Source organism: Bifidobacterium sp. ESL0819 (genome assembly GCF_052606245.1).
In genome coordinates this window covers 401,661-418,891 of the sequence record NZ_CP199587.1, presented here as the reverse complement: position 1 = coordinate 418,891, position 17,231 = coordinate 401,661, and the positions used below count along the sequence as shown (strand labels likewise).

The 17,231-nt window shown below is 58.7% G+C and carries 19 protein-coding genes and 1 tRNA gene; 15 read left to right on the top strand and 5 right to left on the bottom strand.

Features of this window, described 5'->3' with window-relative positions; translation table 11 throughout:
• Positions 1–71: 71 nt before the first annotated feature.
• Positions 72–1,232, top strand: a complete 1,161-nt coding sequence (locus tag ACUIAD_RS02055) for a DNA polymerase III subunit delta' (protein ID WP_110452730.1) — start codon at positions 72–74, stop codon at positions 1,230–1,232.
• A gap of 18 nt (positions 1,233–1,250) precedes the next feature.
• Here the strand turns inward: ACUIAD_RS02055 and ACUIAD_RS02050 are convergent, their stop codons facing one another.
• Both ACUIAD_RS02050 and ACUIAD_RS02045 read right to left on the bottom strand, forming a co-directional pair.
• Entirely contained in the window at positions 1,251–2,309 is a 1,059-nt protein-coding gene (locus ACUIAD_RS02050; RefSeq protein WP_445343534.1) for a LacI family DNA-binding transcriptional regulator, read from the bottom strand.
• A gap of 52 nt (positions 2,310–2,361) precedes the next feature.
• The gene (locus ACUIAD_RS02045; RefSeq protein ID WP_110452833.1) at positions 2,362–2,628 is read right to left on the bottom strand and encodes an HPr family phosphocarrier protein; all 267 of its coding nucleotides are present in this window, start codon (positions 2,626–2,628) and stop codon (positions 2,362–2,364) included.
• A 232-nt stretch (positions 2,629–2,860) separates the two neighbouring features.
• Here ACUIAD_RS02045 and ptsP point away from each other — a divergent pair, with 232 nt between their 5' ends.
• From ptsP to ACUIAD_RS01995, 10 genes are all read left to right on the top strand, one after another.
• Positions 2,861–4,510 carry a phosphoenolpyruvate--protein phosphotransferase gene (ptsP, locus tag ACUIAD_RS02040; RefSeq protein ID WP_445343533.1) on the top strand — a complete coding sequence of 550 codons (1,650 nt, stop codon included), beginning with the start codon at positions 2,861–2,863 and terminating at the stop codon, positions 4,508–4,510.
• Positions 4,511–4,587: 77 nt separating this feature from the next.
• A complete protein-coding gene (locus ACUIAD_RS02035) occupies positions 4,588–5,034 on the top strand; it encodes a PTS sugar transporter subunit IIA (RefSeq protein WP_110452727.1) in 447 nt (148 codons plus the stop codon).
• A gap of 78 nt (positions 5,035–5,112) precedes the next feature.
• A complete protein-coding gene (locus tag ACUIAD_RS02030; protein ID WP_024626949.1) occupies positions 5,113–5,385 on the top strand; it encodes a PTS sugar transporter subunit IIB in 273 nt (90 codons plus the stop codon).
• Between the two features lie 89 nt (positions 5,386–5,474).
• Complete coding sequence (locus ACUIAD_RS02025; RefSeq protein WP_110452726.1) at positions 5,475–7,019, top strand: PTS ascorbate transporter subunit IIC; 1,545 nt, start codon at positions 5,475–5,477, stop codon at positions 7,017–7,019.
• Positions 7,020–7,226: 207 nt separating this feature from the next.
• Entirely contained in the window at positions 7,227–7,799 is a 573-nt protein-coding gene (locus ACUIAD_RS02020; RefSeq protein ID WP_445343532.1) for a YbhB/YbcL family Raf kinase inhibitor-like protein, read from the top strand.
• Between the two features lie 193 nt (positions 7,800–7,992).
• Positions 7,993–9,519, top strand: coding sequence for a C69 family dipeptidase (locus ACUIAD_RS02015; RefSeq protein ID WP_445343531.1), 1,527 nt, complete (start codon positions 7,993–7,995; stop codon positions 9,517–9,519).
• Positions 9,520–9,559: 40 nt separating this feature from the next.
• Positions 9,560–11,080, top strand: coding sequence for a formate--tetrahydrofolate ligase (locus ACUIAD_RS02010; RefSeq protein WP_445343530.1), 1,521 nt, complete (start codon positions 9,560–9,562; stop codon positions 11,078–11,080).
• A gap of 95 nt (positions 11,081–11,175) precedes the next feature.
• Positions 11,176–11,249: transfer RNA gene (locus tag ACUIAD_RS02005), tRNA-Lys, on the top strand.
• 439 nt (positions 11,250–11,688) lie between these two features.
• Positions 11,689–12,255, top strand: a complete 567-nt coding sequence (locus ACUIAD_RS02000) for a Panacea domain-containing protein (protein WP_445343529.1) — start codon at positions 11,689–11,691, stop codon at positions 12,253–12,255.
• 14 nt (positions 12,256–12,269) lie between these two features.
• Positions 12,270–12,773 carry a GNAT family N-acetyltransferase gene (locus ACUIAD_RS01995; protein WP_445343528.1) on the top strand — a complete coding sequence of 168 codons (504 nt, stop codon included), beginning with the start codon at positions 12,270–12,272 and terminating at the stop codon, positions 12,771–12,773.
• A gap of 150 nt (positions 12,774–12,923) precedes the next feature.
• On the opposite strand, the gene ACUIAD_RS01990 is transcribed toward ACUIAD_RS01995, so the two are convergent.
• Positions 12,924–13,424 (bottom strand): hypothetical protein, encoded by a 501-nt coding sequence (locus ACUIAD_RS01990; RefSeq protein ID WP_445343527.1) that lies wholly within the window; start codon positions 13,422–13,424, stop codon positions 12,924–12,926.
• Positions 13,425–14,250: 826 nt separating this feature from the next.
• Entirely contained in the window at positions 14,251–14,463 is a 213-nt protein-coding gene (locus ACUIAD_RS01985; RefSeq protein ID WP_445343526.1) for a hypothetical protein, read from the bottom strand.
• Positions 14,464–14,594: 131 nt separating this feature from the next.
• On the opposite strand from ACUIAD_RS01985, the gene ACUIAD_RS01980 reads away from it, so the two are divergent.
• Complete coding sequence (locus tag ACUIAD_RS01980; protein WP_445343525.1) at positions 14,595–14,843, top strand: helix-turn-helix domain-containing protein; 249 nt, start codon at positions 14,595–14,597, stop codon at positions 14,841–14,843.
• A 1-nt stretch (position 14,844) separates the two neighbouring features.
• Positions 14,845–15,267, top strand: coding sequence for a hypothetical protein (locus tag ACUIAD_RS01975; protein ID WP_445343524.1), 423 nt, complete (start codon positions 14,845–14,847; stop codon positions 15,265–15,267).
• A gap of 161 nt (positions 15,268–15,428) precedes the next feature.
• On the opposite strand, the gene ACUIAD_RS01970 is transcribed toward ACUIAD_RS01975, so the two are convergent.
• Positions 15,429–16,154 (bottom strand): hypothetical protein, encoded by a 726-nt coding sequence (locus ACUIAD_RS01970; RefSeq protein WP_445343523.1) that lies wholly within the window; start codon positions 16,152–16,154, stop codon positions 15,429–15,431.
• Between ACUIAD_RS01970 and ACUIAD_RS01965 the strand changes: the two genes are divergently transcribed.
• Together ACUIAD_RS01965 and ACUIAD_RS01960 are read left to right on the top strand one after the other, a co-directional pair.
• The gene (locus tag ACUIAD_RS01965; protein WP_445343522.1) at positions 16,114–16,944 is read left to right on the top strand and encodes a phage antirepressor KilAC domain-containing protein; all 831 of its coding nucleotides are present in this window, start codon (positions 16,114–16,116) and stop codon (positions 16,942–16,944) included. The genes ACUIAD_RS01970 and ACUIAD_RS01965 overlap by 41 nt on opposite strands.
• The gene (locus ACUIAD_RS01960; protein WP_445343521.1) at positions 16,941–17,171 is read left to right on the top strand and encodes a hypothetical protein; all 231 of its coding nucleotides are present in this window, start codon (positions 16,941–16,943) and stop codon (positions 17,169–17,171) included. Before ACUIAD_RS01965 ends, ACUIAD_RS01960 begins: the two co-directional genes overlap by 4 nt.
• The last annotated feature ends 60 nt before the right edge of the window (positions 17,172–17,231 follow it).

Genomic DNA, 17,231 nt, shown 5'->3' with positions numbered 1-17,231 from the left:
GATGATGATTCGGCTCCTCTGGGTTCCCGCGCTCGCTGGCTGCTCCGGTCCCGGCTCCTGCGGAAAACGCGATGAGTGTCTGGGATGCCATCGTGGGTCAGCAGCCCACGGTTGATCTGCTCAAGCGGACGGTGGCCGCTCAGGCCCAGGGCCATGACGAGGTGGCGCAATCCTGGCTGATCTGCGGTCCTCCTGGATCAGGGCGATCCAATCTGGCCCGGGCGTTCGCAGCTGCCCTGATCAGCCCTGACCAGGGATTGAGCGATCAGCCTACCCGCGTTACCCAGCAGGTACTGGCCGGGACCCATCCGGATGTGACCATACTGTCCACCAACAAGGTCACCATCGGCATCGACGAGGTCAGGGAGCTGATCATGACCTCGGAGCAGATGCCATCAACTTCGCGCTGGCGGGTCATCATCATCGAAGACGTGGATCGAATGCTGGAGCGGACTACCAATGTGCTGCTCAAGGAGATCGAGGAGCCCGCCGAGCATACCATCTGGCTTCTGTGCGCACCCAGCGCCCAGGACGTGCTGCCCACCATTCGTTCACGGACCAGGGTGCTCAACCTGGCGGTGCCTTCCAACACTGCAGTGGCCGATTTTCTGACTGATCAGGTGGGGGTGGACCGGTCCTTGGCCGCCAAGGCCGCCCGTCTGGCCCAGGGGCACATCGGCATCGCCCGTCTCTACGCCACAAGGGATCAGGTCCTGGCCGACCGTGATGAGCTGGTGGTGGGCCTGCTGGGCCTGCGGCGCGCTTCGGATGCCGTTGTTCTGGCTGGTCGGGTGGTCGATGCGGCCCGGGATCAGGCTACTGCCACCGTGGACGATGAGGTGTCCAGGGACGAGCGGGAGTTTCGGCAGATCAATGGGCTTAAGGACAAGGAACGCATTCCCCGTCAGCTTCGTGGGGCCTATCATGCCTTGGGCGGCAAGGATCAGGTTCGCCGACGGGTCACCAGATTGACCCGGGATGTGCTGGACCGCAACTTGAGCACTCTGGCCAGCGTCTACCGGGATGTGGGTGTCCTGCAGAACGGCGCCGAGGAGGAGGCTGGCTTGGTCAATTTGGAGAATCGAGCAGCAATTGCCGATCTGTCCGTCAGGCTTTCCAGGCAGGGGGCCATCGACCGCATTCAGCTGATTGCCCGAGCTCGCAGGAGGCTGGCCGCCAACGGCTCGCCGCTCCTCGTCTTCGAAGCCCTCTTCTGCACCCTGCTGGTCTAAGCCCAAACCAAGGGTTCATCAGGCAAAAGTGCCCGGCAAGGTCATATCACTGCTGCCGATCCTTGGCGACCAGGTCGATTCCCTGCACTCCAGCGCCGGTGGTAGAGCCACATGGGAGGGGAGAATGGACTGTCCCTTGGCATCGACCAGCCGCAGCACCTCTTGGACAATGCTTTCTATGGGGGTCTTGACTGCAGTCAAGGTCGGGCTGCTGATCTGGCAGGCCGGGCTGTCCACGAAGGCGGCCACCTTAACCTGGTCGGGAACCTGGAAGCCCAGTTGGCTGCAGGCCATCAGAGCGCCCAGAGCCAACGAGTCGTCCCCGCAGATGATGGCGTCGGGATGGTCGTTTCCCTCAGTGAGCATGGTCATGACGGCATCGTAACCGCGGCGCATGCTGCAGGGACCGAACTGGACCCAGTCCGGCTGAGGCGTCATGCCCAGGGTGTTGGTCAAGGTGGAGAAAGTCGTGAAGAGCTCGGTGGCCGCGCTGGTGTCCAACTCACGGCTCAGATAGGCCACTGCGTGTGCGTTCTGCTCGGCCAGGTGGGCGATGATGAGCCGCATTGAGGCCGCCTGGTCCATGCCGACCCAGCTGGTGTGGTAGGAGAGCGGTCTGCCCCCGACCTGGACGATGGGCAGCCCGGATGGCAGATCGGCAGGCATGCCATCCGGGTCGTCATCCGGCGAAGGGACGACGATGATTCCTTCGACCTGCCGGGCCGCCATGGACCTGATGGCAGCTTCGCGCTGTTGGTCGTCCCTGGCAGATATGACCAGCAGATAGCGCCCCTGCTCGGTCAGTCTCCTGCTGAGCATATCCAGGATGGACCCTGCCATGCCCGTGGGGACCCCGCATAGGATCAGCCCCATGGTTCTGCTGCGATCCGAGCGGAGCGCGCTAGCAGCGAAGTTAGCTGAGTAATTAAGCTTCTCAGCCGCAGCTCTAACCCTGCGACTGATGTCATCGTTCTTGCGCCTATGACCGGAAAGGACACGGGACACAGTCGCCGTCGAAACTCCGGCCAGGGCTGCGACGTTGGCAATGGAAGGCTTGTTGTCCGCTGTCTGTCCCATTGGCTCCCTCGAAGATCCTTTCCGCTGATGTCGGCTGCCTCTGGTGACGGAGTTATTCGGCCTGGGTCAGCTTGGTGACCAGGGAGTCCGCCACGGTCTCGGCCTCGTCGCCCTCGACGGTCACGGTGACCTTGTCGCCCTTGGCGATTCCCAGGCTCATGACCATCAGAATGCTGCCGGCGTCTACAGGATTGCCGTCGCCCTTGGCTATGGTAACCTTGCATCCGCTGGAGGCGGCGGCCTGCGAGAATTCCGAAGCGGGCCTGGCATGAATGCCCACCGGGTCGGTGATGACAGTGGAACGTTGTGCTGTTGCCATGGTGATCATCTCTCCTGAATATATGGCCGGTCCTGTCGCACCGGCAAGTCTGGTGGTGGATACGCTGGTTATCTTACCACTGCAAAAGAGGAATTACAGAAAACGATTACCGTTGAAAAACGAATGAATATGTGTATACTGAACATCGTTGCATGAAGAACGTTTCCACTGCCGTTGTTCAGTTTGCCTCAGGGCGGCTCTCGTGCAGTGGCCAGGCACTAAGGAGTGCGACATGGAGATCCAAGGCGTGGGCATTGGCCGCGGCGTTGCCGTTGGTCCGGTTATCCATATGGCGGCCGGACTGGACGTGCCCGGCGATGAGGCGAGGCCTGACAACCTGACGGCGGATGCTGAATTCAGCAGGGTCGAATCCGCTCTGGCATCTGTCAACAAGGACCTGCTTGCGCGCGCCAAGGCCGCCCAGGATGGGCAGGGGGCCAAGGATGCTGCTCCGATTCTGACCGCCCTGGCTCAGATGGCTCAGGACCCGGCCCTGAAGACCTCGATCCGATCCCTGCTGGACGGTGGCAAGACCGCCGAGCGATCCGTCTATGAGGCCTTTGCCGACTTTGAGGAAAAGCTCCAGGCCATCGGCGGATACATGGGGGAGCGGGCCAACGATCTGCATGATGTTGGGCAGCGTGTCATCGCCCATCTGCTCGGTGTCCCGGCACCGGGCGTGCCGGAAAGCGACAAGCCATTCGTTCTGGTCGCCCCTGACCTGTCTCCGGCCGACACCTCCAGCTTGGACATGACCAAGGTTCTGGCCATTGTCACCATTGAGGGCGGCCCAACCAGCCATACCGCCATTCTGGCCCGGTCCAGGGGGATCGTCGCTGTCGTAGGCGCTCTGGACGCGGCAGGGCTGTCCGACGGACAGACGGTCATCGTCGATGCCGCTGCCGGCAAGGTGACGGCTGAACCCACCCAGGAACAGATTGAAAAAGCTGAGCAGGCCCGTCGCGAAGCGGATCAGGCCAAGGCCTTGCGAGGCCGCCCAGGCCAGCTCAAGGACGGAACCAGGATTCCCCTCCTGGCCAATGTCGGCAAGCCTGCGGATGCCGATCCGGCCTTGGAGTATGGAGCCGAAGGTGTTGGACTCTTCCGTTCGGAGTTCCTCTTCCTGGGCAACGAGCAGGCACCCGGCGTCGAGGAGCAGGCCAAGGCCTACCAGGCTCTCCTTGAACGCTTCCCCGGTCGCAAGGTGGTCATTCGTCTGCTGGATGCCGGCGCTGACAAGCCTCTGCCCTTCCTGACCCAGGCCGACGAGCCCAATCCGGCCCTGGGGCTGCGCGGTCTGCGCACGCTTAAGGTCCACAGCCGGGTCCTGGAGGATCAGCTGGAGGCTCTGGCCCGGGCCGATGCCGAGACGGATGCTGACCTATGGGTCATGGCGCCAATGGTCGCCGACGAACATGAGGCTGACTATTTCGTCCGTCTGGGCAAGAGCAAGGGGCTCAAGCGCGTGGGCGTCATGGCCGAAGTTCCTTCAATTGCGCTGATGGCCGACAAGGTGGCCAAGGTGGCCGATTTCGTCAGCATTGGCACTAACGATCTGACCCAGTACACGCTGGCCGCAGATCGCACGCTGGGTTCGGTCGCCTCCTATCAGACCGCCTGGCATCCTGCCGTCCTCAGGGCCATCAAGCTCATCGCTGATGCCGGTCAGGCCGATAACATGCCTGTCGGAGTCTGCGGCGAGGCTGCTGCCGATCCGGACCTGGCCGTGGTTTTGGCTGGAATCGGCGTGACCAGCCTGTCCATGACTCCGGTCGCCCTGGATGATGTTCGCGCCGAACTGGCCAAGCACACCATGGATGAGGCCAAGGCGCTCGCCGCCAAGGCTCTGGACGGAGAGTTCTACCATCCCCAGGGGTGGTGAGCAGGCGACCGGATTTGTGCAGACCCATCAGATCCGGTGCAGTCGATCAAGTCAAACAGCACGAGCAAGGAGCAGACATGACGGATTTCCAAGCCTTCCTTCCCGACACATCCTTCGCCTTGGATGTACCGGCGACTGACTGGCGGGATGCCATCCGCAAGGCGGGCGACAGGCTGGCGGCCTCGGGGTTCACCACCGATGCCTACACGGACCAGATGATCGAGACTGTCGAGAAGATGGGTCCCTACATCGTTATCGCTCCCGGTCTGGCTCTGGCTCATTCCCGGCCCAGCGAGGCGGTTCTGGGAACCGGCCTGAGCTGGGTAAGGCTGTCCACGCCCGTGGAGTTCGGCAACAAGGCCAACGATCCGGTCTCCCTAGTGATCGGTCTGGCCGGCCGGGATGAGCAGGAGCACCTGCAGGTGATGTCCGCCATCGCCGGTGCTCTGACGGACACGAAGAAGACCGAGCAGCTGGCCAAGGCCGGCACTCCTGGCGAGGTCCGCGCCATTCTCGAATCGTGAGCGGGACCCGCTTTTGCGGATTCCAGCATGGCAAACACAAGAAGCAGTAGAAGCAAACAAGGAACAAAGGAGCAACTCATGGATATTCTCTGCGTATGCGGCAACGGCATCGGCACTTCAGTTCTGCTCAAGGTCAACGTGGAGCAGGTGGCATCGGAGCTGGGCATGGACGTGACTGTGACCACCTCTGACGCAGGCAGCGCCAAGGGCACCGCCAACATGAACGACCTGGTGCTGACTTCGCCCCAGCTGGCGCCCGAGCTGGAGGGGACCACCACCCCGGTCGAGACTGTCCAGAACTTCATGGACAAGGACGAGATCAAGGGCATTCTGGAGCAGTACGCCGACTGATGCGCCCGGCGGGCATCCTTCATCGTCAGACCGATGGAATGCTCGCTCTTTTAAGTTTGAGAACAAGAGAGAAATAGTAAGGACAAACAATGAATGTCTTCCTTGCGGTGCTGAACTTCATCAGCCAGGAGATTCTGAATGTGCCCGCCTATCTGATTGGCATCGTGGCGGCCATCGGCCTGATCGCTCTGAAACGGAGCGCGGGCCAGGTCATTTCTGGCGCCCTTAAGGCGGCCATGGGCTATCTGATTCTGGGCGCCGGCGCCACCGTGGTGACCAACGCCTTGGATCCCTTCGGCAAGCTGGTCTTCAAGGCCACTGGCGCCCACGGGGTCGTCCCCACCAACGAGGTTATCGTGGCTCAGGCCTCCAGCCAGTTCGGTGCAGCCTCCGCCTACATCATCGTGCTCAGCTTCATCATCATGATTCTGCTGGCACGGTTCACCCCGCTCAAGTACGTCTTCCTGACCGGCCACCATATGGTCTTCATGTCCACCCTGCTGGCTCTGGTCCTTTCGATTGGGTTCGGCAAGGGCAACAACCTGCTCATCGTGCTGATCGGCTCCCTGCTCATGGGCGTGATCATGGTGGCCATGCCCGCCTTTGCCCAGCCATACATGAACCGGGTGACCGGCAGCGACAAGCTGTCCATCGGCCACTTCAACACCTTGGGCTATGTGGTCTCAGGCGCAGTCGGCAGCGCTGTGGGCAAGAAGTCGCGATCCACTGAGGACATCGACTTCCCCAAGGGGCTGAGCTTCCTGCGTGATTCCATGGTTTCCACCACCCTGCTCATGGTCGTCCTCTACCTGGTCTTCGCTGTCTGGACCGCCTTTAAGCCTGCCAAGGTCGCCTTCGCCGTCTTCCCCTCCCATCCGGCCAACTGGGGAGCCTTCTTCATGGCCGCCTTCGCTCAGGCTCTGCAGTTCGGCATCGGCGTGAGCATCATCCTCTACGGCGTTCGCATCATCCTGGGCGAGCTGGTGCCCGCCTTCCAGGGCATCGCCAACAAGGTGGTCCCCGGTGCCCGTCCTGCCCTGGATATCCCCATTGTCTTCCCCTACGGTGCCAACGCGTCCCTGATCGGCTTCCTGGCCTCCTTCGCCGGCGGTCTGGTGGCCCTGGTCATCATCGCCGTCTGGCTCGGGCCCGTCTGGGGTCTGGCCCTGATCCTGCCGGGCATGGTGCCCCACTTCTTCGATGGCGGCGGTGCCGGCGTCTTCGGCAATGCGACCGGCGGCCGCATCGGGGCCGTGGTCGGCGGCTTCATCAATGGTCTCCTGATCACTTTCCTGCCGGCCATCCTGATGACGGTTCTGGGCAGCTTTGGCCTGTCCAACGCCACCTTCGGCGATGCGGACTTTGCCTGGTACGGCACCGTGGTCGGCAAGCTGGCCCAGCTGGGCATCCCTGTCGGGGCCGTGGCCTTGGTGGTCATGGCTGTGGTGATCTTCGCCCTGGCCTGGATCTGGCAGGTCAAGGTGGTCAACACCGGATGGATGCCTGCCGCCAAGCATGCTGAGTTCATCGCCAGTGTCGAGGCTGAAGAGAAGGAGGCCAAGGCTCAGGCTCGTGCAGCCGCCAAGGCCGCTCGTGCCAAGACCAAGGCCGCCGAGGCTGCGAAAGCCGAATAGGCATGCGCAAGCGCGTCTTATAGGCGCCAGGAGGAAGGGTTCGGCTGATTCCTTTCTCCAATACAAGATAGAGCCGCCCGTTTCCTTTCATGCGGAAAGGAAACGGGCGGCTCTAGCACTCTTGAACCAGTGCGTTGGGCTTAATTGCGCCAAGCTTCTTTAGCGGATGCACTTGACCCCGTCGCTTGTGCGGGCGAGAATCGAGACATGAGGATTAACACTGATTTCGGCACCATTCCCGATCGGTATGCCAAGCGCGCCCCTCAGTCCCTCACGCGCAAGGGACGTCCTGTAGTCTCTTTCCCCTTCCGGCTTGAAGGGGTGCCCCAGGAGGCCCGATATCTGCACTGGATGTTGGTGGATCCTGATTCCGTGCCGGTCTGCGGCTTCCCTTGGATCCACTGGTCCGTGGCCAATCTGCCTGTAGAAGCTCTGGCTGCCCTGCAGCCTGATGAGGACGGTGGCTCCGTCCTGTCCATTCCCGAGGACTTCTCCAGAAACCTGCCCAATCTGATTCCTGGCGTGCCTCAGGGCCGGACTTCGGCCGCCTCGCCGCTGGTCATGGAGGAGGAGATCGCCGACGATCCCGCTGTGCTCATGCGCTACAACGGTCCCACCCCTCCAGACCAGGCCCATGACTATGTGCTCTCGGTCTGGGCCACGCAGGAGGCTCTTGCTGGTTTGGAAGAGGGATTCTGGCTGAACGCCCTGGTCCATGCCATTCATTCCGCTCAGCCTGCGGCGGCTGCGGCTCGGGTCTGGCTGCCAGCCGAGGCATGAGAATTTGATTTAGCGCACATCCCCTGATATTGGGACTGATATTGGGGCGGTCTGGCACTAGAGTGAGGCCATGCCCCAAGTGCGCAGACGGCCGTCATCCCTGTCTGCACACGCAGTCGGGCGGACAGGTATTCCCCGACCTCCAGGCTGGTGATGACAGTTGACCGTGACCAGATAAAAGGAAGACGTTTATATGCCCTGCACCACGCTTCTGATAGGTAAACACGCCAGTTACGAAGGATCCACCATTATTGCTCGGAATGAGGATTCAGCCAACGGGGAGTTCCGTCCCAAGCGTTTCGTCCTGGTCGCTCCCGACCAGCAGCCTCGGCACTACCGCAGCGTGATCAGCCACCTGGAGATGGATCTGCCCAAGGATCCCATGCGTTACACCTCGGTGCCCAACGCCGTGCTTGATCAGGGGCTCTGGGCCGAAGCGGGCGTCAACAGCGACAACGTGGCCATGTCAGCCACCGAGACCATCACTACCAACGAGCGTGTTCTGGGTGCCGATCCGCTGGTGGAGCTCACCCCTGCCCAGGGCCATCCCGGCGATGAGGGCTACCTGGCCGAGGTGCCCGGAGGCATCGGCGAGGAGGATCTGGTCACCATCGTCCTGCCTTATATCCACTCGGCACGGGATGGCGTCCAGCGGTTGGGCTCCCTGCTGGAGCGTTACGGCACCTATGAGATGAACGGCATCGCCTTCAGCGACGTGGACGAGATCTGGTGGATGGAGACCGTGGGCGGCCACCATTGGATAGCCAAGCGTGTGCCCGATGACTCCTATGTGACCATGCCCAATCAGCTGGGCATCGACGAGTTCGATCTGGACGATGCTTTCGGGGATCAAACCGACCACCTCTGCTCAGCCGACCTGCGGGAGTTCATTGCTGACAACCATCTGGATCTGGCTGTGGAGTCGGCCTCGCCCTTCAATCCCCGTGATGCCTTTGGTTCCCATAGCGATTCAGACCATGTGTACAACACGCCTCGCGCCTGGTACATGCAGCGTTTCCTCAATCCCTATGACGAGATCTGGGACGGGCCGGATGCTGATCATGCTCCCACCAGCGACAACATCCCCTGGTGCCGCCAGCCCGAGCGTCTGATCACGGTGGAGGATGTCAAATACTTGCTCAGCTCCCACTATCAGGGCACGCCATATGATCCTTATGGGCGGACCGGCGACGAGCACACCAAGGGGCTCTACCGGCCCATTGGCATCAATCGCAACGACCAGCTGGCCCTGATCCAGCTGCGCCCCTACCGGCCTGAATCCTGCCGGGCCATCCAGTGGATGTCCTACGGGTCCAACGCTTTCAACGCCCTGGTTCCCTTCTATGCCAATGTGGAACGTACGCCTGATTATCTCGCTAACGCTACGGATCGTGTCTCCACCGACAGCCTCTATTGGTCCGACCGGCTGATTGCTGCACTGTGCGACTCGGCCTTCGCCGGCACTTCATCTGCAGTCGAACGCTACCAGCAGAGCGTTGGAGGCGAGGGCCATCGTCTGATCGCCGCTGCTGACGAACAGGTGACCAGGCTGGAGGGCGCCGATAAGGGCACGGACAACCCTAAGGTCCGCCAGGTTCTGGAGGCTGCAAACCAGGACATGGCCGACCGTCTGCGCAAGGAGACCGATGACCTGCTGGGCCAGGTGCTTTATACGGTCAGCATGGGCATGCGCAACGGATACCACCTGTCAGACAACTGAGCCATCTGAATCGACAAGGACCACAAAGAAGGAGAGCCCCATGACCGACTTCGACGATTATGTCAGGCCATACGGCCTGTTTGGCAAGATCGACGCCTTTGGCTACCTGAAGGACTTGCGGGAGCATCCGGACATGCCGCGCAAGCATGGACGGGTGCTGCTGGTCACCGCAGACACGCCGCTCAAGGCCTCGCGGGGCGAGGGCAAGACAACAACCACCATTGCCCTGATCGATGCCCTGCGCGCCCGGGGAGTGGATGCCGCGGCTGTCCTGCGCCAACCCAGCATGGGCATTACCGCAGCCGGGTCCAAAGGCGGCGCCTCCGGTGGCGGCAAGTCCTCCCTGACGCATCCTGAGCTGGTGGACTGGGGTCTGTGCGGGGAGATGGCGGCCATCGAATCCGCCCAGAACCTGCTGGTCTCCTTTGCGGAGAAGGCTGTGGACGAGGGTCGGTTGGACACTGTTCTGGTGCCCAGGGTCAGTGAGGTCCCCTCCCGGTCCCTGAGGCAGATCACGGTGGATCGCGGCAAGGGCGACCTGCCTGAGCGGACCGTGCTGACGCCCACCTGTGAGCTCATGCAGATTGTGGTGCTCTCCCGGAGCATGGAGGAGATCGAACAGCGCGTGGCTGCCATGGTCGCGGGGACCCTGGATGGTTCTCCGGTCACCTTCGGGCAGTTTGTGGATCTGTGGCGGATCACCGGAATTCTGACCGACGCGGTCAAACCCGCCTTCACTCAGACTCTGGAGGGTTCTCCAGTCTATGTGCATGGCGGACCGTTCGCCAACGTCTCTATCGGCATTCCCAGCCTGGTGTCCGTGCAGATGGCCTGCGCCCGGCACGACGTGGTCGTCGTCGAGGCGGGCTATGGAGCTGATGCCGGTGCCCAGAAGTGGCTGGACATCGCCGCCCGTGAGTACGGCGCCCAGTGGCCGGCCGCCGCCGTGGTCGTCACCCGTGCCACCACATGGCAGGACGATCCCAAGCTGAGCTGGCGCTATCCCTTCCACGTGCACCGTCTGGAGGGACTGGGCATCTCCACCTTCCCGCTGATCAACCTCTGGGAGGGCGAGGACGACCAGGTGGATTCCCTGCGACAGACCGCCGACGGTCTGGGCTTCCGCAAGCCCATTGCGGGCAATCTCTTCCGTGACGGGGGCAAGGCCCTTGAGCCTCAGCTGGACGATCTGATCAAGGCCCTGCAGGAGCCCACGAACGCCCGGGCGGATACAGCCAGCCTGCATGGCATGTCCGTGCCGGATCGAATTCGGTGGATCGCCCGGAGCGCCTACGGGGTGCCGGCCGATCGCGTTATTGAGCGTGAGGGCTTCCAGGACAGTCTCCAGGCGGCCTCCGAGCTGTGCAACAAGGCAGGCATCCCCATCGAGGATCTGACGGTGGTGGCGGTCAAATCGCCGGCTACTATGACCGACGATGACCGGGCAGATGAGGACAAACGCACAGTCACCCTGAAGAAGGTCGAAGCCCATACGGGGGCCGGTCTTCTGCAGGTGAACCTGACCACCTCACTGACAACACCTATGCCCAAGATCGTTTGAGCCAGCAACGGCAGGATTCGGTAGGCCTGTGACGCGCCGTGTTGCAGGTCTGTCGAAACCGTGTATAGTATCTACATGGCTCTGGAAAGTGCCCTGCCCCTATAGCTCAGTTGGCTAGAGCAGCTGACTCTTAATCAGCGTGTCCGGGGTTCGAGCCCCCGTGGGGGCACAGAGTCAAAGCCCTACAGCCGCAAAGGCTGTAGGGCTTTTCCTTTATTCGGGCCAAGGCCCGCAGGTCTCAAAATGTATACTAAATGTATACTAAATTGCATCCGATTATTCCGACACTCCCGGAGCATAGAAAAAGCCCCGCCGAAGCGGGCCGATGATTGAGGAGTTCTAGTAGAAAATATGGCACTATAGAAGGTTGCATGATCTGATTGTGGGATTTGGATTGCAGCTTAACGGGTTTGTGAAAGTTTCATTTATGCACATGGTTGTCCACAGCAAAATCTAGTTATCCACAGCAATGTATGTTAAGTTAATACCAGCGATTGTGCCGGTGTTCAACTCAAATGCATCCGTTTGACTGTTGAGGGTGATTCCGCGGTACGAACGAATAGTATTTGTCCGCATAATTTGTGATCGTCAAGAGGAGGTGTTCTGCCATGGTTGATGCTCGTAGCGTTGCACGCTATATTTTAGCGAAGCGTGAGGAAAGAGGGCATTCTACTACTACTTACGCTTTGCAAAAGTTGATGTACCTTTGCAAGGGTTGGTCGCTTGCGGCGGCAGATGATCCACTTTTCGATGACGTTGTCAGCGCATGGTCTCATGGCCCGGTTGTTGACAGCATATGGCCGTATTGTCGCGGTAAGCGATATATCAAGTCCTGGCATATTCCGACACCCAAAGAAAAGGCGACTGAGGACACTGAGCTCAGTGTTATTCAGAAGTGCCGAATTGATAGGGTTCTGGACTGCGTCGACGATGTTAATGATAATGCGCTAGGCGACATGCTCGAAAAAATGAGTCATGAGCAAGATCCTTGGAAAAACGCCAGACTCTCATCCGATGAAATCATCACCGATGAGAGTATCAGCAAGTATTTCGAAATGCTCGAGGTCGATCCGCCTGAGAGTCAAAAGAAGTTCATCCCATACATGGCTGATCTCTCCACTCAGACATTCATAACAGAAGAAGACATGGAGTGGATTGAAAAGACGTTCGCTTAGGAGGATCATCTCTCATGGCACAGCTGCAATCTGGTTGGAGTCTGACCACACTGACTGAAGCTGTGCAAGTGGATTCGTTCAGCTGTGGTCGAATCGAGATTGATGACTGGTTCCATAGTCAGGCATTGCGATTTCACACAGCAGGGTCGGCGGTTGTCCATGTCTGTCTCGATGCGGATGGAAACGTGTCGGGATTCTTTACTTTGACGTCTCATTATCTTAGGAAGAGCAACTTGCCAAAGTCCTCTGATTTGTCAGGCAGCAATATTCCGGTCGCCTTGCTGGGAAGACTGGGCGTGAGCTCTAGCAAGCAGCACTGCGGGCTGGGGACTTGGCTTGTCGAACAGGCGAAGCAATTAGCATTAAATGTGTCCAAAATCAGTGCAACAAGGTTTTTATATGTGCAGGCAAAGGATGATGCTCTCGTCGGCTGGTATGAGCGCCAGGGCTTCAGGTCCTTGCCGTCAGACCGTAAAAAGATGATCTACGATCTTCGCTTGAGTCTACGACGCGCCTAGACTTCTTAGGCAATGCGCGGTTTCATTAGAATTGTTTAATGAAAAAATAGGCTCACCTCAGACTTCGTGGAAAACGCTTCCGGCGCGCATATAGAAAAGCCCCGCCGAAGCGGGGCCTGTCCATAGATGGCGTACAGGGTACCTATTTTGCTATTGATCCAAGCTATGCGTGGACATGTAGATGCCGATGAGCCCATCGTCCTCATGGGTCCATTTGATGTTCAGGTTCCCGACAGTGTCAGTCTGCGCGGCGTCCGACTTCATGTTGATTTCTTTGACAACGTCGTGAGGGATATCCAGATGTTTGACGACGCATTGGAATACATCCGACTCAAGGCCTTCGCTCATCACCCCTCCCAGCGAGGTGTAGTCCAGGACGTTCTTGGTGTCTGCCACGGTATCTATGAGATCGCCGCCCGGATGGTTAAACTTCGAACACTCAGCCTTGGTGTTCTCCACGTCCTCATCCGTGTAAGTTCTCACTTTCTTCTGCGAATTTGTACCGCTGCTTTGCGATGCCTTTTGCTGCCCTTCGGCCCCTTGCGCCGACCCATTTTGAGCGCCGCAGGCTCCAAGAGAAAGCCCAAGCGCTAGAATGGTCGCAAGCACAGTTGCTTTTTTCTTCAGATTCTTCCCGATTGAATCTCTCACTGTCATGCCTTTCACCGACGTTGGTGATACGAGGCTACCATCCGGGCATGTCAAGCTGTGAGTATCCTGAATTTTCAGGTGTAGCGAACACGAAGTGTGACAATGGTGTGAAATACGACGATTCTTGACGTATTTGGCAATCGTTTGACATAAGCAAACACAACGTTTGACAAAGATTGTTTTATGGGTCGAAACCTCAATAATACCAGTTGATGTAACGTTTTGTCATCTCTCGTGTGTCAGGTACAGTGGTGCAAGTCACAAAACAAGACGCCGCCTCGCAGACGGCATGACCTAGGAGCCAAATCTCGGTGCACTACCGCAGACTCGACAAAATGCGACCAGCGAAGGCATACCCAGACCAAATTGACACCCGGTCGGCGAAGTCATATCTTTGAATCACCATTCGAACAAACTCGGGTTTTATTCGAACAAAGTATGTTGGTTTGGTGAAGACGCTTGGTTTGCATGGTCTCTATGTGGAGACGGAGCGCCGGTGGCATGGAAAAAGGGGCCCTCTCCCGCCAAGAAGCTGGACCCCTTCGATCATGTACACCTGAAAGGAGGTGCTAGTAGCAGTGTACACGTAATGGAGCGTCAGTGTGTCTGATGCACGTAAAGCAAAGAAGCCAAAACACTAGATTGGAGTATGTTGTACACCGCTAAAGAAGCTCATGTAGTTATACGTTGGTGTGATATGTCAGCGTCGGATATTGCCGACTGTCTCGGGGTATCTATCCCGAAAGCGCGGGTGGTAAAGAAAAACCCTGGACGCTTAGTGATGGGGGAGATTGAGCAGCTGGCGCTGGCAATGGGGAAAACTGAATCAGTGTTGATTAAGGAGCTCATCTGGTGTGATGCCCCAGGCGTTGCAGATTCGCTCGATATCTGAAAGTGCCCATTCCTTCTCGTCTTTGATGCGGGCTTGCACATAGGTGTAACTCCTACCTATCTGCGAGCCCAGCGCCCTTCCAGAAAGACGGCGTACGCCCATGCCTGCTCTAACAGCCTTGCTGACCTGGTAGCCGAAGTCGCTCATACCTATCTTTTTCATTCCCATAGGTGCTATGGTACACGAATCAAGGGAAAAATAATGTCAAGTGACATCGAATAAACAAATCTTCACAATTCTGACTTGCTAATGACAGTAAATAGTGTCATCATGTAGCCATGAGCATTACCAACATCAATCAGATAGTGGCTGCGAGGATTCGCGCAGTCATGGCGGCTCAAAAGCTCACAACTACCGCCGTTGCCGAATCACTGGGCATTTCTCGATATGCCTTGTCAAGTCGACTTTCAGGAAGAGTCGACTTTTCTTTAACAGATATTGACCGTTTTGCAAACCTGGCTGGGTACGACCCTAGTTCGTTCACGTCTGCACAGTTCTGCTTGTTGCCTATAGGTAAGGCGGCGTGATATGGATCGCACTCATTTGTATTGCATTTGGGACAGCATGAAGCGGCGTTGCGAGAAGCCGAACAACCAGCATTACGACCGGTATGGTGCCCGCGGCATCAAGGTATGCCCACAATGGCATGACTTCAAGGCCTTCGAGCAGTGGGCGTTAAGCAACGGCTACCGTGACGGGCTGAGCATAGACCGCATCGACAATGATGGCGACTATTGCCCTGAAAACTGCCAGTGGATCACTCTTGCCGACAACACGTCAAAGTCGCTTGAGCAGATCATCTCGGTGGATGGGGTGGAAGGCAATCTGCGTGCTTGGGCGGCTCTGCTGGGCGTATCCACCAGTACGGTGTCCTATCACCTTAATGGTCATGGCTTGCCTGTCGAGTCTTGGATCAGGCAGCGTCTTGCTGACAGCGAGCTGGCGGCGTGAGATGACAACACAAATCGAGACGGGCCAAAGTCCGGTGCGTGGACAGACGGGTCGGAGGCTATCGGAAGCCGAGGCGATGGGGGCGAGGAACAATATTGAATACGTCACTGATGATCAGCTGGGGGCTGTTCTACGGGCGCATTCGGATGCTGTTCTGCGTTCTATGTACATCGGAGAATCCCCGAAGGAGAAATGGCATCAAACGGCGGTGATATGTGCATTTGTTGCAATGCTGCTTCATATCCTCCTGTTTCTAAATCTTTTGCTAGGCAATATGACCGCTTCCACTTTCCTGGGCCCAGTGGCTTGTTGCGTCGTGCTCGTATGCGCTTCCGAATTCTGGTTCGCTGCTTTTCTGCTGATGCTCTTTCTGCGTTGGCCAGTGGAGACGATTCGCTGGCGCAAGTCCATTCGGTGAATACTTTCTCGCGGTTTTCCGCTGATATCCAGCCGATGAGGATCCAGGTCTGGTCGGGGTCATAGTCCTCCAGGTCGAAGTTGAGGACGGTCCCCTGCCGCACGACCCACGACGGGACCAGTGGCTCGCCTTTGGGGACCACGGTCGCATGAACGAAAACTATGAAGACAAGGAGGGCGGTGCCCTTGCCAAGATTGGTTATGGACACCTGGCGTGTGGTGTGTCCGTCTTCGTATGGGGTCGTACCCCAGGCGTACGCACTCCATGCGAAGTCGACTACGGAACGAAGACTCTTGACCCAGTCGGCCAGGACAAAGACGAACGTGGCAATGGAGACGAGCGTTCCGAGAATCGTTGCCGCGTCCACAAGATCGTGCATATCAAAAATTCTCTCACAAAAGAAGAATGCCGCAGCGGCAACTGCGGCGATGACAAAGAAAGTAGGTAAATATCCAATGTCAACTGACATTATACAGCCCTTTGATTTTAAGGGCCATCGAGTAAGGACTCTTACGTTTGAGACGGGGCAGACCTGGTGGGTGCTTTCCGATGTGGCGAAAGTGCTCGGGGTCCAGAATGCCTCCGATCTGGCCAAGCGGCTTGACCAGGATGAACGGTCTAGATTCAATCTAGGTCGTCAGGGCGAGGGCTGGATCGTCAACGAGTCAGGCCTGTACAAGATCGTGCTTCGCTCGGACAAGCCGGAGGCTAGCGAGTTCCAGCGTTGGGTGACCCATGATGTGCTGCCTTCTATCCGCAGGCATGGTGCGTACATGTCGGAGGATGTGGTCGAGCGTACCCTGTCTGACCCTGATTATCTGATCCGTCTGGCTACCGCTCTTAAGGATGAGCGTGCGGCCAGGGCTGTGGCTGAGAAGCGGGTGGGCGAATTGCAGCCCAAGGCCAAGGCTTTGGACCTGCTGGCTGACGCTTCCGGCTCCTACTCGGTGGCTGAGGCGGCGAAGATGCTCAGCGGGGCCGGCTGCGCGATGCGCGTCAGGGACCTGGCGGACTGGCTGTCCTCACATGGATGGGTGTATCGGCGTGACGGTCATTGGGTCGCCTCCCAGGAGCGGGTGAATGCGGGTCATCTGATGATGCGCGCCTATCAGAGTACCGGCCGGCTCAAGGATGGCTCCTCGTTTGCGTTTGCCCCGCAGGTGAGGGTGACCGCCAAGGGTTTGAGCCTGATCGCCAGGCATGTCAGCCAGGACCGGCTTGATGCCGTCCAAAGCAAGGATCTGAGGAGGGCGGCATGAGCAGGAATGCGGCGCAGGATTCGCCGGTGATTTTCGAGCTTCTGGACAAGGAGCAGGCCAGGGGCCGCACCCCGTATGGCAAGGATGTTTTCGAAGAACGGTTCGGCCACTTGTACCGGGAGCCCAAGCCGGGCAAGAACGGAGGTTTCCTGGCTACAGATCTGCAGGCCGAGGTTGAGACATGGCCCTTCCGAGCGGACCGCAAAAAACGGGAGCAGGCGTCATGACTCCATCTGAGCTGGCTCAGCTGGAGCTGGAGCGTCTTGATCCTGCGACTCGTGCTTTGT